The following is a 14,441-nucleotide window of genomic DNA, read 5'->3' as shown; positions in this document are numbered from 1 at the left end:
TCCTCGTTATTCATTGTAATAGATATGGTGATCACCATTTGGTCCATATATATTTGAATATCTTTCTTTTTTAAAATCATAATTAAATGGATCGGCACCCTCTTTTGGTTTCCCTGCGTGAGTGTGTAATTTTCCATCATTAGTATGTTGCACTATAACTCTTTTTCCTTTTGGGGTATCAAATTCATAGTACCGGCCATGGTGAGTATGGTTAGAACTGTACTCATAATTACGATGTTCTTGCCCTTTCTTAAAAACATTATCTCCTACTTGCCATTGACGAGTAGGCTGTTGAGACCTAGGTATCCCCCCTAAATCCTTAGCGTGTCGCAAAGCCCTTTTTCGATTAAATCCTTCTGGACTTTGAGAACTTAAACCTATCTTCCCATGAAACCCTTTTGCCCCAAACGGCAAAAGCATCCCCAGCGCCGCATTCACACTCGCTTCCTGCTGTTCTTTCGAGATCTTATTTCCAAACATATCTCGACCTGTAATTGCTTCGCTGAAGCCGTTGGTGGCGGTGAGACCATATAAGCCTTTTTGGGATGTTTTTAAGGCATCAAAGGACTTTTGCGACGTCTTATAGATGTCGACTGCTCTGACTGCGGCGGACGTGGCTTGAGTCGTTTTATAAACGGCTTTACCGCCTTTGAAAATACGTCCTGCCCATCCGACGATCGGGATGTAGCCTGCTGCTGCCATGCCGCCTGCGGCGACTCGCTGTCCTGCGGTGAGTTCTTCACCTGTGATCGGATCGACACCTGTTGCGGCACGTTTTGCATCGTTCACGCCTGTCAGCTCATTAACGATATTCCCACCGTAATCAAGGGCTTTTTCATACCACGGACGGTTGGCGAGCGCTTCTTGTTCCTTTGCAATCTTGCGGGCTTCTTCTTGATCTTTTTTGATTTTTAGATATTCAGAAGTTTGCTTCTCAATATCGCTTTTTGCCTTGTAGATTTCGCTATTTTGATACGCTTTCTTGTCAAAATTCATAGGCGAAATGGATTTTCCGTCATTTGTGGCATTGATCATTTCTGCGTACAATGCCATTGTAGCTTGCTGCTCCGTCTCTGACAAAGCATATTCATCTTTTAAATTTTGATCAAGCTCTCTTAGTTCTTTGACCGTCTTTTTTCGTTCATCTTCCGCATCTTCTATTTTTTCAGCAAAGGTTTGGCTATCAAATACCTCTAGGGAAATGAGGTCATCAATATCTTGAAAAATCGTTTTGAGTGCCTGTTTTTGATCTTTCACAATGCTTTTTGCATTCTTGATGCCCATATGTACTGCATTGTCTAAAAAGTGTTCCTCTATAAAGGTATCGCCGCCAAAGCTCGTATCATCCAGTGTCCCAGAAACACCTTCATGAAAGGCTTTTTGCTTATCAATAAAGCTAATAAACATGTCTACATTTCCAGCGAGTTCTTTATAGAAGCTTTTAATGTTATCGGCACCTTTTCCAGTGAAATCATCACCGAGGTTGGCAACACCTTGTAATGCCTTTTTTAAATCTACCATTTGTTCGCGGAGTTCCTGATAGTGTTTTGACCTTGTATCCATGGCACTGGTTAGTGCTTTTGCATCAAGTATCTTCCCCAGCAGAATTCACTCCTTCCTATTCATTGACAAGGTCAATTTTACCAACACAAGGAATGTCATTAAATAGGAATAAAGATACAAAAACAGCTTCTATTTAATCAGAGAAAGGTGCGTTTCTTCAAAAAACGGACACCAATCAAGGCATTTTAAGTGCTCAATGATCAGCGTCCGCAGGTTCTTCTTTCTGGACAACATATTTGGTTCATTTTTCTTGTCTATTAAAGGGTATAACATATTTTATATCACTAATATGTTATACCCTTTCTTCTTAAACTAACGCACCTGTTAGCATAACAAAAAAATGATTATTTTATTTTTTTTAGCATTTTAAAATTAGCCAACTTAACCCCCTTTTTTTCCACAGTTTGTGAACAAACAATTTTGTAACCTAGATGTTCAAAAAATGGCTTAGCTGTGATACTTGCTTCGGTATCAATTTCTAAAAGCTTTAGTTTCTTTGCCTCAGATTCGAGCATATCAACTAAAGCTGTGGCTATACCTTGTCCTTGATAATCTTTATGAACGAATAGTCTATCTAAGTACCCGGTATGCGTTAAATCGCTAAAACCAACAACTTTACCATTCACTTTAGAAACAAATGTTATATTTTGACTCAATGATTCCTTCCAAGAATTCATTTTAGATTCTTTTTCATCTCTTGGTGCCCAAGCATCCAATTGTACTTGGGAATAATCTTTTGAATTTACGGAATGAACTGTTTCATAAAACAATGAAATAATCTCTTTTGTATCAGTTTCCTTAAACTTTATAATCTCCACTTTCTGTTATACCTCCCCTTTTTAGGATAAGCATCCTAATATACTTATCATTATTTCATCAACTTCTTCTTGCGCTATACTGCTCCGTTAGTTGAAGGAGGGTGAACGTTGTTCTCTCTTATAAATTTTTATAGACATCTGCATATGCTACTTTCAGTTGCTCTCTTAATTGCCTATTTTCCTCTTCCAACTTTTTGTTTTTTTAGAGATGCAATGAGAGCATCTTTGTTGTTTTCGTTCATTTCTCGCTTTACTTATTTCGGTGTAGTTAACGCATCAGTGTGCTTTCTTACGATTTAGACTTAAGCAATTGCAGCTCTTGATCCATGATTTCAGCTGCTTCTGAAATAAATTGAATGATTAAATCCAATTCTTCTGGCTTGTATTCATTTGTGAGTTTTTTGGTGGATGCCGATAAAGATAGAAAGAGTTGTTTCACCTGTGATTTCCCCGCTGTTAATGGAACAATGATGACCCTTCGCTTGTCTTTTGGGTCCTTCTCCCTTTTGACGTAGCCTGCTTTTTCTAACCGGTCAATGAGAGCGGTGACCGCACCTGAGCTGAGACCGGTTTTTTCACTTAATTCACCTGCTGTGAGTGGTCCAAGTTCGTTTAACAAATCTGCTGATTTGAGATCTGTTGGGAAAAGGCCGAGCGATTGAGCGGCTGCTTGGTGAAATAGGACTGTTCGTGTAGCAAGGCGTCTCATCGTATGAATGATCTGGTCCGCTCGATCTTCTGTCTCGTTCTTTGTTGACAACTTGTTCTCCTCCCTTTAAAATCAATTTATCTTGATCATCAAGATAAATGTTCTCTTACTTTATAATTAACTTGATCATAGCAAAAAAGTGAAGAGAACGTAAGCAGGAGGTAAATGAAATGAATAACGTGGATCATAAAGGCAAGGCATCCACTCGCTTTGTTGTCGTCGGGTTGCTGTTAGGGATTTTTATGGCAGCGATGGACAACACCATTGTCGCAACAGCAATGGGAAGCATCGTCGCCGATTTGGGCAGTTTTGATAAATTTGCTTGGGTGACTGCTTCTTACATGGTGGCAGTGATGGCCGGTATGCCGATTTATGGAAAGCTTTCAGATATGTATGGTCGAAAGCGTTTTTTTCTGTTTGGACTTATTTTCTTTTTAATTGGATCTGCGCTGTGCGGCATCGCACAAACAATGGATCAGCTCATTATTTACCGTGCGATTCAAGGACTTGGAGGCGGTGCTCTTCTTCCGATCGCTTTCACGATTATCTTTGATATCTTCCCGCCAGAAAAACGCGGGAAAATGTCCGGTATGTTTGGTGCAGTTTTTGGTCTATCCAGTGTATTAGGACCGCTGTTAGGAGCAATTATTACGGATTCGATCGGCTGGCATTGGGTGTTTTATATTAACGTACCAATTGGTATCGTCAGTGTATTCTTAATCGCCAAATTTTATCAAGAATCGCTTGAGCATCGCAAGCAGAAAATTGACTGGTCAGGTGCCATTACACTTGTCGTTGCGGTTGTCAGTTTAATGTTCGCCCTTGAGCTTGGCGGTAAATCGTATGCATGGGATTCTGTTCAAATCTTGACACTATTTGCTGTGTTTGTTGTCTTTGGCACCATCTTCTTCATTGTTGAACGGAAGGCAGAAGAACCGATTATTTCATTTTGGATGTTTAAAAATCGTTTGTTTGCGACATCTCAAATTTTGGCGTTTTTATATGGCGGGACGTTTATTATTCTAGCTGTCTTTATTCCTATCTTCGTCCAGGCGGTGTACGGTGAATCTGCAACAAGTGCCGGGTTCATTTTAACACCGATGATGATTGGTTCCGTGATTGGCAGTATGATTGGTGGAACGATGCAGACGAAAGTACCTTTTAGACGATTAATGACCATCTCTGTGATTTCATTTTTTGCTGGGATGCTGCTGCTTGCCAATATGTCGCCTGATACAGCAAGATTGTGGCTTACGCTCTTTATGATGATTTCAGGTTTTGGCGTTGGATTTAGCTTCTCCCTTCTGCCATCTGCTTCAATGAATGATCTCTCTCCGCGCTACCGCGGCAGTGCTAATTCTACCAATTCGTTCATGAGATCACTTGGGATGACTTTAGGCGTGACGATTTTTGGAACGATTCAAACCAATGTCCTGACAAATCGTTTAGCAGATGCTTTTAGCGGAATGAAAGGAGCTTCTTCTCCAGTTGGTGATCCACAAGCCATTTTTCAAGAGGGGGCACGCTCACAAATTCCGCCTGATATTTTAAATAAAGTGATTGATGCGATGTCACAAAGTATTACGTATGTATTTATGATTGCTTTATTCCCGATTGCACTTGCGGCGATTACGGTCATATTTATGGGAAATGCACGAGTACGTACATCAAATGAAATGAAAGAAAGCGAATAATGTGAAAAAAGCAGAGCGATGCGGCTCTGCTTTTTTTCATCTTATTGATATAAAAGTTGGGCTTTTCCTTCACTGCCAACGATCTTTATTTTAGATGTGACCATGTCTTTGGCTGCTTGTTTTGCTTTTTGTAAATACATACGCGGATCTAAGCTTTCAGGTTCGTTTGAGAAATGATCACGAATCGCTTCAGAGTATGCATTTTTCAGTTCAGTGGACACATTGACCTTTGCCATACCGAGTGCGACACATCTTTTGACATCTTCATCTGGTACAGCTGAACCACCATGAAGGACAAGCGGCACATCGACAAGCGCTGCAATTTGTTCAATGCGGTCAAAGTCGATATCCGGCACCCCTTTATAAATGCCGTGGGCCGTGCCGATCGCAGGTGCTAAAGTAGGTACACTAGTTTCTTCTACAAATTGACGGCATTCTGATGGAATGGCTTTTTGAGCATCCTTTTCATCCACGACAATATCATCTTCTACCCCGCCTACCTTGCCTAACTCGGCTTCTACATTTACACCTACTTTTAAGGCAAGGTCCACCACTTCTTTTGTGCGGCGTACATTTTCTTCATATGAATGCATGGAAGCATCGATCATCACGGATGTATATCCTGCTCGTATACAAGTAAGAATTACATCAAAATCAGTGCAATGATCGAGATGAAGGCCGATTGGGATTTGGTATTGATCCGCTGCCGCCTTTACTGTATCTGCAATGGCTTTTGCACCAAGCGATTGGACCGTGCCAACCGTTGTTTGCAAAATGACAGGTGATTTTAATTCAGCTGCCGTTTCGAGTACCCAGTAAATACTATCAAAGGAATGTACATTGAATGCGACAATTCCGTATTTTTCTTTTTTTGCTGCTTCAAGCATAGGTGTTGTGGAAAGTAAAGGCATGGTCAAACATCCTCTCTCGTCAAAATATCTGTTTTTAATACAGCGAGCATTTCTTCATTTGTTCTTGTTTCGAGCAGTTTTTGCCGTTTCATTTCATCCATTAATCCGCGTGAAAGAGCAGAAAGTGCTTGTAAGTGAGTGGTTCCTGCTTCACTTTTTGGAATGAGCAAGGATAAGAAGAAAAAGCAAGGCTTCCCATCAAAAGCGTCCCATTCGATTCCGGTTTCTGTACGGACGATGACGAGTGCCGGTACTTGAATGGCGTCTGACTGTGTATGCGGAATGGCAAATCCATCTTGAAAGCCGGTTGTACTCAGAGCTTCTCTTTCAGCTAGTCCTTTTTTGACAGCCTCAGGAGATGTGCAAATCCCTGCTTCAGAGGCAATGTCAGCTATGGCTGCAAAAACGCCAGCCTGTGAAGAAGCTGTTTCATGTAGATTCATATAAATATGTTCCATCATTTCTCTTCCTCCCTATTAAACTGCGGGTTTGTCTATTTTCTTGCGGTAAAGTCCGTATAGAATCGCACCTACAAGTGAGCCGATGAGTATGGAAAGCACCCACTGAAATGCGCCTGTGACGACTGGAAGGACAAGGAATCCACCGTGCGGAGCAGGAACCTGTACGCCAAAGAGATACGTCAATATAGCAGAGATGGCGGAACCAAACATGATAATTGGTAGGACAACGACTGGGTTTTTGGCTGCAAATGGAATGGCTCCTTCGGTAATATGAGTCGCTCCGAGAATATAGTTGATCATCCCAGCATTTCGTTCCTGTGGTGTGAAATGTTTTCGGAAAATCGTTGTGGCAATCGCAATGATAAGCGGTGGTGTGATACATGCTGCTGACACCCCTGCCATGAAATAAAGGTTACCTTCTGCGAGTAAAGCCGTTCCTGTGACATAGGCTGCTTTGTTAAAAGGTCCTCCCATATCAAATCCACACATGGCTCCAACAATTAAACCTAAAAGCAATGGATTGGTGGATTGAACTGATGAGAGAAAATCCATTAATGAATGATTTAGCCCTGTAATTGGAACTAATAGCGGGGTCATGACAGCCCCGATTAAGAAAATACCAATGACAGGATAGATGAAAATTGATTTTAATCCGTCAAGTGATGCTGGTAATTTTTGAAGCAGGAATTGAAGAAGTACGATGATATACCCTGCTGCAAAACCTGCGATAATACCACCTAAGAATCCAGCGCCTCCATCGTTTGCAAGCAGGCCACCGATAAATCCGACAACCATCCCTGGGCGTTTGGCGATTGAATCAGCGATAAACGCTGCTAAAATAGGCACCATTAAGCTAAAGCCGAGCCCGCCAATGTTTTTCAAGTAGGCAGCGAACGGATGATACGTTTCATGCTGAGGATCAGCTGAGTAAATACCGAATAGAAAAGATAAAGCGATTAAGACACCGCCCCCAACAACAAATGGAAGCATGTGTGATACACCGTTCATTAAATGCTTATAGATGGTGTGTATCCACTTATTCGCTGACTTTTGTTGAGCGGATGAAGACGTAGATGGTTTTTCTGTTCCAGAAGCTCTTCCTTTCACTTGATGAACGGGTGCTTCTCCATTGATAATGCCTTGAATCAGTTCATTTGGCGTGCGGATACCCTTCGCTACAGGCACTTCAATCAGTGGTTTGCCGTGAAAACGATCTGTATTCACATCTTTGTCCGCTGCAACAATAACGCCATCTGCTTCCAAAATGTCTTGATCAGTTAAAGCGTTTTCAATTCCTACTTGACCATGCGTTTCAACTTTGATGTCGACCCCTAATTGCTCAGCTGCGATTTTTAATGCCTCAGCTGCCATAAATGTGTGCGCAATGCCTGTTGGACAGCCAGTGGCAGCGACAATTTTCTTACGGCTCATGTGAACTCCCCCTTATATGTTCTGAATGTGTATTTGCTCAATTAATGAATCAATGTCATGTAAATCACTTAACCCTTTTGAAAAGGCGGTAGATGCCCCTGTTGCAATGCCGTAGCGTAAGCATTCTTCCGAAGGTTGTCCTTCCAGCTGTTTACTTAGGAATGCAGCGAGCATGGCATCACCAGAACAAGCCGTATTTACGACCGTTCCTATTGGTGCATTTCCTTTTAATACGGCTTCATTTGTAAGGAATAGTGCTCCTTCCCCTCCTCGGGAAATGAGTACTTGCTCTGCACCCATCTCGATCAGCTTTCGCCCTGATTCAACGAGTTCTGTTTCTGATAAACGGTGGGTTTTTCCAAAAAATGCGGCCATCTCTTCTTCATTTGGTTTTAGTAAATATGGTTTGTATTGAAGTGTTTCTAAAACCGCTTTAGAGCTTGTGTCTAAAATAAATTTCACGTTGTTTTGATGACAAATAGCGGCTATCTCTGAGAAAATGCTAGCAGGAACGCCTTTAGGCAGACTGCCTGACATAATGAAGATGCTGCCTTTTGGAATGGTCGAGATTTTTTCGCGAAAGGCATCAAGCGCTTTTGCCTCAATAGCAGGTCCTTGATTCACAAGCTTGTATTCTTCCGTTGTGTTAATAAATACATTAATGCGTGTAATCCCATCCACTGGGATAAAATCAGTTTGAATGGAGAGATCGTTTAACGATTGTTCAATATATGAACCTGAAAACCCAGCAATAAATCCTAATGCAGTGCTGGTGAAGCCATATTTCTTTAGCATAATGGACACATTAACACCTTTTCCATTCGGCTGATAATCCTCATCTTCCGTGCGGTTGACTGTATCTGCCCGCATTTCTTTTAATGCAATATATAGGTCAATAGCAGGATTTAAGGTGCAGGTATAAATCAATTGGTTTCACCTTCTTTCTTTTCTCTAAAGAAAGTATCTCATACGATTCAGTGAAAATGTTTTCAGATTGTGTAAAGGTTTTCATGTTAAAAAGCCCCCCATCATGAAGTGTGGAAGGCTTTTTGAGTGTTTATTTCATCCGAATCACATAGGCGTCTAGTAAAATGCGGGCAATGACATGAAGCGACAGGCGGGACCTGACTTCGTAATCTGGGAAGAATGATTGTTCCCCTTTATATCCGACGAGTGTCATATCTGATATTTTACTTAATGTAGAATCAATTCTAGTTGTGACCGTAATGGTCGTGACTTGCTTCATACTGAGGTTTTGGCAGGCTTCTACTAGTTCCGACGTTTCTCCATTTAATGAAACAAAGATGGCAAGTTCGTTTTTATCAATGTCACGCGATTTGAGCCGAATGATATTCGGGTCGTCATGAACTTCACATGTTTTTCCGATGAGCTGCAATTTGATGGTCATCTCTTTGGCGATCATCTCTGAGAAGCCTCTGCCAAAAATATAAATTTTGTCCGCATCGTGGATTTTTTGAACTGCATCCTCAATTTGCCCAATACTTTGCAGTTGAATCGTCTTTAAGACCTCTTCTTCATTTTTTCGAATGGCTAGTTTGATGTCTTCGTCAATATTTTTTAGTTGATCACTATCATCTGTCATTTTCTTTTCTTGTTTCAATCGATATTTAAAGGATGTATAGCCGTTGTATCCGATTTTCTTCATCAGTCTGACAATGGTCGCTGTCGACACGTTGGCTCTTTCACTTAATGTGACGATGGATAAGGTGGAGATATCCTCTAAATGCTGGTGAATATAATGCAGTAAATAACGTTCTGTTTCACTTAACGTTTGATACACATCACTTGGTATATTAAATAATGGTTCATTCAATGCGATTCCCCCTTACTCATTTCATACTATAATTAAATGCCCTATGAAAACAAGGTGATTCTTTTATCCTGTATTTTTCATTAGAAAGCTGAATGAGTGAAATTTTGTTTTTAACATAAGCTAAGAAAAAGAACGGTTTGTGTGAAAGGAGTTGATCACTGTGCTTCAATTCTTGTTTTTTCTGATCCTTTTATATGTGGTGTATGTATTTTTGACCGCATTTGTCTTGTTTTATTTACCGTTTCAAAAAACATGTAAAGAACATTGCATCTATAAAGCCTCTTCCATCTCAGGAGACGACCAAGGCATAAATCAAGTCATGCTGCTTGATGACGGGTTTGAATCAGGTCAAGTGAGAGTTCAAATGATTCGCGAGGCTAAAAAGAACATTCGTTTGAGTTATTATTCCATTCAAAAAGGAAAAACCGCCGAATGGGTGCTTGGTGCTTTAATTGAAGCAGCTGATCGAGGAATAAAAGTTCAGCTGTTGTTAGATGGCATTTGCCATAGCCTGCGTGGACCGCTGAAGCATTTGCGTTATGCTGTGGCGAATCACCCGAATATGGCCATTCGTTTTTATGAGCCTTTTCGTTTGTTCAAGCCATGGACGTGGCATAACCGCCTTCACGATAAGCTTCTTTTGGCAGATGGCAGGGTCGCTGTCATGGGCGGCAGAAATATTGGTGATAAATACTTTGCAGATCAGCCGCCGAAAGACTTTGCATATGACCGAGATGTGCTGCTGTACAACGCCAAAAAAGGAAAAGTATTAGATGAAATGGAGCAGTATTTCGTTTATTTGTGGAATCATGATTTTACGAAAAGAACGAAAGATGTATTTTCCAAAGCAAAAGCGAAAAAAGGAAAAAAGCTAAGAAAACAGCTACTTCGATCTTATCAGGAAGCCATTCGTACAAAAGAACCCTTTGTCACGTCCACATATGATTGGGCAAAAGACGCCATTCGTGCAAAGCAGATTGCATTTTTCACAAATCCAGTGGAACGCTTAAATAAACGTCCGCTCGTCTTGAAAAAGTTAAACGATCTCGCACAGCGGTCAAAGCGTTCGGTTCTGATCCAGACGCCTTATGTCATACCGACACGGCCAATGAAAGACGGACTCACGCCATTACCAAATGATATTCAAACGACGATCGTGACGAATTCTCTTACAGCGACACCAAACCCTTTAGCATTTGCAGGATATTTAAGCACGAAAAAGGAACTCATGAAAACGGGTGTTCATTTGTATGAATATCAAGGTCCGTATTCAATTCACGCCAAATCAATGGTCATTGATGATAACTTAAGTATTATTGGAACATATAATCTAGATGCAAGATCCAGCTTTTTAAATACTGAATCGATTTTGGTGATTGATAGTGCACCATTTGCGTTATCTCTTACGGAAGCAATCGAACGAAAAATCGCTTATAGTGTTCTCGTAGCGAAAGATCGAACAGAATATCAAGCAAGCGACGATGGACAGAAAAAAAAGCCTTTCATGAAAAGGCTCCTTTTAACTGGTTTATCTACCATAACGGTTTTATGGCGGCGGTTGATTTAAATAAAAGGGTAGCTACTTTTGTGGCAGCCCTTTTTCTCTTGACTGCTCCTCTTCTACTGGTTCAAGCTTGGTTAACTTAAATACGAGGATTCCAGCCACAATGACAAGTACACCTAATAATTTTGTAAAAGAAAATGTTACTTTTTCTAACCCAAGCCAGCCAAGCGAATCAAATAGAAGCGCACAACCTAGCTGGGAGGTGAGAACAATCGAGATTCCATAAGTGGGACCGAGACGTTTGATGCTCTGAACAAGACAGATGACAACGCCTACCCCGATGGCTCCGCTTATCCAGTACCAGGCTTCCATATGCCTTAATTGAAACATGCCGGTTCCTTCTAACAAAAGACCCATCAAAAGTGAAGCAATAAAGCCCATTCCTAGAACTAGCGTCGTTGTTGACCAAGAGCCTGTATGCTCATTGACTTTACTATTAAAAATGGTTTGTAAGCTGACAAGTGCCCCAGCAGTGACAGCTAATATTATTCCTATGATCATATATAAGTCCCTTCGTTTCTTCTATTCATAAATATTGTGTTCTGCTATTTCTAAAAGCCCTTTTTGATCACAAATCGTAATCTTTCCTCTTCGCCTTTCAATCAGCCCTTTTTCTTGGAACTGCTGAATGACCCGATTAATATGGCGGTAGCTTGTTCCAATTAAGCTCGCTGCATCCGTGAGGCGAAGCGGCCGTGCGTGCGCGTCATCATCACCTGTTAAAACAGACAATAAATAGCTTGCAAGCCTGACCTCTACAGGGTATAAAAGGTGGAAGCTTAAATCATTTGATTTTGTATAAAATTTGTTTGTGATGCCCTTGAGCAAAAAGGCTAAAACTCGTGGATCGTCCTTTGCATGCCGCATGAGGGCTTGATGAGAAATCCTCAGCATATGTACTTCTGTAACGGCTTCAACTGTATTGACCATATCTGTCTGCTGAACGTATTCAATATCTCCAATCGCCTCAAGAGGGTTTTTAAAGCAAAGAATAAATGTTTTTCCTTCCTTTGTGGTGGTGAAAATCTTTAATTTTCCTTTCACCAGCAAGTACATATACTCCCTTTTATCCCCTTTTGAACAAATCAGCTCACCTTGCTGATAACGCCACAAGCTCACATGTGAGATGAGTTTTTGATGAAAGACATTCTGTAACTGATGCGTCTTCATATAAGAGGAAAAAAGAGATTCATCATGCAGCTCCTCCATCTGATGCCCTCCTTTATAGTTTTAAGATGATGACGCCTGCAATCATTAAAAAGATGCCTGCATAATGGGGCCATTTCATTTTTTTCTTCTGAACACCAAACCATCCTTTTGCATCGATGGCAAAGGTAAACGCAAGCTGTGCGATAAGTAAAGCAGCGATGGTGAGTGTCACCCCAATGATTTGAATGGCAGTGACCTCATTAAAGATAATAATGGCTGCAAATGCACCTCCAATTAAATAAAGAGGCTGCACTTTTTTGTATTCCTTAAAGTGGCCATCCCGTACGATGAGTAAAATGACGAGAGAGATGATAAACCCTGTCAGCTGCGTGATCGTTGCCGCCTGCCACGTCCCGATATCTTGACTAATTCTGGCGTTGGCTACGCCTTGCAGTGTAATACAAGCGCCTCCTAATAATGCGAAAATAACACCTTTCATTCGTTCAAAAGCTCCTTCTTTTTTCAGTCTAGTTCCATTAAATGATAGATGCCCTCATGTTGAAAAGGACATATGTCCCACTTTGCGTATTATATCAGAAACTTTTTCTTATGCAGTTTCTCTGTTTTAGATTTTTCACAGTGGGTACAGTTTTATATCAGCTGAAAACAAAATAATGGATTGAATCACACATAAAAAGGAGACATGTCAGAATGAGAAATCAAGAGAAACACTTTATTAATGGAGAATGGGTCGCATCAACAGGAAACGAAACGACGGAGGTCATTAACCCTGCGACAGAGGAAGTCATTGGCACCATTAGTTTAGGAACGAAAGAAGATTTAGATAAGGCAGTCAAAGCAGCCCGAGCCGCCTTCCCTTCTTTCTCAAAAACATCTCGAAATGAACGAGTAGAAATGCTGGAAAACATTGTGCGCGGGTACGAAAAACGCAAGGATGAACTTGTAGAAGTGATGACAAAAGAGCTTGGTGCACCGCTGAAAGTGTCCGAAGAAGTTCATTACAAAATGGGTTATGAACATTTTTCTAAAGCAGCGGAAGCACTGAAATCTTATACATTTACCGAAGATCGTGGTGGACATACGATTATAAAAGAGGCGATTGGTGTCAGTGGATTGATTACACCGTGGAACTTCCCGACGAATCAGACATCTCTTAAAATTGCGGGTGCCATTGCGGCAGGTTCACCAGTTGTCTTAAAGCCAGCGGAAATTACCCCTTTTGCTGCGATGATTCTTGCAGAAATTATTGATGAAGCAGGTGTACCGAAAGGAGTCTTCAACTTAGTAAACGGAACGGGTGACGTGATTGGTGACGGCATTAGCTCACACCCTGATATTGACTTCGTTTCATTTACAGGATCAGGTGCCGTCGGCTCTAAAATTATGGAAAACGCAGCAGACAATGTGAAGAAAGTAGCACTTGAGCTTGGCGGAAAATCCCCTCTTATCGTCTTAGACGATGCAGATGTGGACGAAGCAGCAGAAACAGCCATTCATCATATTGCGATGAATACAGGTCAAGTGTGTTCTGCAGCTACACGTATGCTGATTCCAGAATCAATGAAAGACAAGTTTGAAAAAGCGCTGCTGAACGCCCTGCCGAAGTTTACAGTTGGTGATCCGAGAGAAGATCACGCTACTGGCCCGCTTGTTTCTAAAAAGCAGTGGGATACGGTGCAATCTTATATTGAAAAAGGAATCGAAGAAGGTGCTACCCTTCTTGCTGGGGGAACTGGAAAGCCAGACGGAATCGATAAAGGATATTTCGCCAAACATACCATTTTCACCAATGTGAAAAATGATATGACCATTGCGCAAGAAGAAATCTTTGGGCCAGTCATGAGTGTGATCACGTATCAAGACCTCGATCATGCCCTTGAGATCGCCAACGATACAGTGTATGGTCTTGCCGGGTATGTTGTTGGTCAAGATGAGAAAACATTAAAATATGTCGCTGAACATATTCGTGCCGGTCAAATCACCATTAACAATGCTGAAACAGATTACTTTGCCCCATTTGGAGGCTTTAAGCAATCAGGTATCGGAAGAGAATGGGGAGACTTCGGTATCGAGGAATATTTAGAAGTGAAAGCTGTGATGGGACTTCCAACGGCGTAAGGCAGGCGAAAAAGAGGAAAACGGTGATCCGTTTTCCTTTTTTTGTGCCCTCTCCCCTATTCATCCGTGTTTTGTCATTAGAAATCTTAATCATGACAATCAATATTATATATTTTACTTAATGGCAAACTTTCGGTAAAGTTCAAATTGAACCTATATATATAATTC

Annotated in this window: 13 protein-coding genes and 2 pseudogenes; 3 read left to right on the top strand and 12 right to left on the bottom strand. The window is 41.1% G+C overall.

The window, feature by feature from the left end:
- Positions 1–6: 6 nt before the first annotated feature.
- The 4 genes and pseudogenes from FXF70_RS12510 to FXF70_RS12495 all read right to left on the bottom strand — a co-directional run bounded on the left by FXF70_RS12510 (position 7) and on the right by FXF70_RS12495 (position 3,141).
- On the bottom strand, positions 7–1,605 hold the full coding sequence (locus FXF70_RS12510) for a T7SS effector LXG polymorphic toxin (protein WP_148780342.1): 1,599 nt from the start codon (positions 1,603–1,605) through the stop codon (positions 7–9).
- A 302-nt stretch (positions 1,606–1,907) separates the two neighbouring features.
- Positions 1,908–2,381 (bottom strand): GNAT family N-acetyltransferase, encoded by a 474-nt coding sequence (locus FXF70_RS12505; protein ID WP_148780341.1) that lies wholly within the window; start codon positions 2,379–2,381, stop codon positions 1,908–1,910.
- Between the two features lie 118 nt (positions 2,382–2,499).
- Positions 2,500–2,635, bottom strand: a pseudogene (locus tag FXF70_RS19275) (DUF6262 family protein); the annotation flags it as partial.
- Between the two features lie 35 nt (positions 2,636–2,670).
- Positions 2,671–3,141 carry a MarR family winged helix-turn-helix transcriptional regulator gene (locus FXF70_RS12495; RefSeq protein WP_148780340.1) on the bottom strand — a complete coding sequence of 157 codons (471 nt, stop codon included), beginning with the start codon at positions 3,139–3,141 and terminating at the stop codon, positions 2,671–2,673.
- Between the two features lie 119 nt (positions 3,142–3,260).
- Between FXF70_RS12495 and FXF70_RS12490 the strand changes: the two are divergent.
- Positions 3,261–4,782, top strand: a pseudogene (locus FXF70_RS12490) (MDR family MFS transporter); the annotation flags it as partial.
- A gap of 43 nt (positions 4,783–4,825) precedes the next feature.
- Here FXF70_RS12490 and FXF70_RS12485 read toward each other — a convergent pair.
- From FXF70_RS12485 to FXF70_RS12465, 5 genes are all read right to left on the bottom strand, one after another.
- Entirely contained in the window at positions 4,826–5,695 is an 870-nt protein-coding gene (locus tag FXF70_RS12485; protein WP_025207447.1) for a class II fructose-bisphosphate aldolase, read from the bottom strand.
- A gap of 2 nt (positions 5,696–5,697) precedes the next feature.
- Entirely contained in the window at positions 5,698–6,156 is a 459-nt protein-coding gene (locus FXF70_RS12480) for a PTS sugar transporter subunit IIA (RefSeq protein ID WP_017359532.1), read from the bottom strand.
- Positions 6,157–6,171: 15 nt separating this feature from the next.
- Positions 6,172–7,587, bottom strand: coding sequence for a PTS fructose transporter subunit IIC (locus tag FXF70_RS12475; protein WP_148780339.1), 1,416 nt, complete (start codon positions 7,585–7,587; stop codon positions 6,172–6,174).
- Positions 7,588–7,599: 12 nt separating this feature from the next.
- Complete coding sequence (pfkB, locus tag FXF70_RS12470; protein WP_148780338.1) at positions 7,600–8,514, bottom strand: 1-phosphofructokinase; 915 nt, start codon at positions 8,512–8,514, stop codon at positions 7,600–7,602.
- 130 nt (positions 8,515–8,644) lie between these two features.
- Positions 8,645–9,421 (bottom strand): MurR/RpiR family transcriptional regulator, encoded by a 777-nt coding sequence (locus tag FXF70_RS12465; protein ID WP_007499235.1) that lies wholly within the window; start codon positions 9,419–9,421, stop codon positions 8,645–8,647.
- Between the two features lie 160 nt (positions 9,422–9,581).
- Between FXF70_RS12465 and FXF70_RS12460 the strand changes: the two genes are divergently transcribed.
- Positions 9,582–10,988, top strand: coding sequence for a phospholipase D-like domain-containing protein (locus FXF70_RS12460; RefSeq protein WP_148780337.1), 1,407 nt, complete (start codon positions 9,582–9,584; stop codon positions 10,986–10,988).
- Between the two features lie 12 nt (positions 10,989–11,000).
- Here FXF70_RS12460 and FXF70_RS12455 read toward each other — a convergent pair whose 3' ends face one another.
- Genes FXF70_RS12455 through FXF70_RS12445 form a run of 3 tightly spaced genes read right to left on the bottom strand, consistent with a single transcriptional unit; the run spans position 11,001 to position 12,633 of the window.
- Positions 11,001–11,486, bottom strand: a complete 486-nt coding sequence (locus FXF70_RS12455; protein ID WP_024718278.1) for a DMT family transporter — start codon at positions 11,484–11,486, stop codon at positions 11,001–11,003.
- 21 nt (positions 11,487–11,507) lie between these two features.
- Entirely contained in the window at positions 11,508–12,194 is a 687-nt protein-coding gene (locus tag FXF70_RS12450; RefSeq protein WP_148780336.1) for a Crp/Fnr family transcriptional regulator, read from the bottom strand.
- Positions 12,195–12,207: 13 nt separating this feature from the next.
- Positions 12,208–12,633 (bottom strand): DMT family transporter, encoded by a 426-nt coding sequence (locus tag FXF70_RS12445; RefSeq protein ID WP_008343684.1) that lies wholly within the window; start codon positions 12,631–12,633, stop codon positions 12,208–12,210.
- A gap of 212 nt (positions 12,634–12,845) precedes the next feature.
- Here FXF70_RS12445 and FXF70_RS12440 point away from each other — a divergent pair, with 212 nt between their 5' ends.
- A complete protein-coding gene (locus FXF70_RS12440; protein WP_148780335.1) occupies positions 12,846–14,273 on the top strand; it encodes an aldehyde dehydrogenase family protein in 1,428 nt (475 codons plus the stop codon).
- The last annotated feature ends 168 nt before the right edge of the window (positions 14,274–14,441 follow it).

This window comes from Bacillus sp. Y3 (genome assembly GCF_008123875.1).
GTDB classification, from domain to species: domain Bacteria; phylum Bacillota; class Bacilli; order Bacillales; family Bacillaceae; genus Bacillus; species Bacillus altitudinis.
The sequence above is the reverse complement of the archived record's forward strand: the minus strand, read 5'-3'. Positions and strand labels throughout refer to the sequence as shown.

Bases quoted from the DNA above. Each gene is read 5' to 3' on its own strand.
- FXF70_RS12475 (WP_148780339.1), bottom strand. From the start codon at position 7,587: ATGAGCCGTAAGAAAATTGTCGCTGCCACTGGCTGTCCAACAGGCATT.
- FXF70_RS12445 (WP_008343684.1), bottom strand. From the start codon at position 12,633: ATGAAAGGTGTTATTTTCGCATTATTAGGAGGCGCTTGTATTACACTG.
- FXF70_RS12455 (WP_024718278.1), bottom strand. From the start codon at position 11,486: ATGATCATAGGAATAATATTAGCTGTCACTGCTGGGGCACTTGTCAGC.
- FXF70_RS12485 (WP_025207447.1), bottom strand. From the start codon at position 5,695: ATGCCTTTACTTTCCACAACACCTATGCTTGAAGCAGCAAAAAAAGAA.
- FXF70_RS12450 (WP_148780336.1), bottom strand. From the start codon at position 12,194: ATGGAGGAGCTGCATGATGAATCTCTTTTTTCCTCTTATATGAAGACG.
- FXF70_RS12440 (WP_148780335.1), top strand. From the start codon at position 12,846: ATGAGAAATCAAGAGAAACACTTTATTAATGGAGAATGGGTCGCATCA.
- FXF70_RS12480 (WP_017359532.1), bottom strand. From the start codon at position 6,156: ATGATGGAACATATTTATATGAATCTACATGAAACAGCTTCTTCACAG.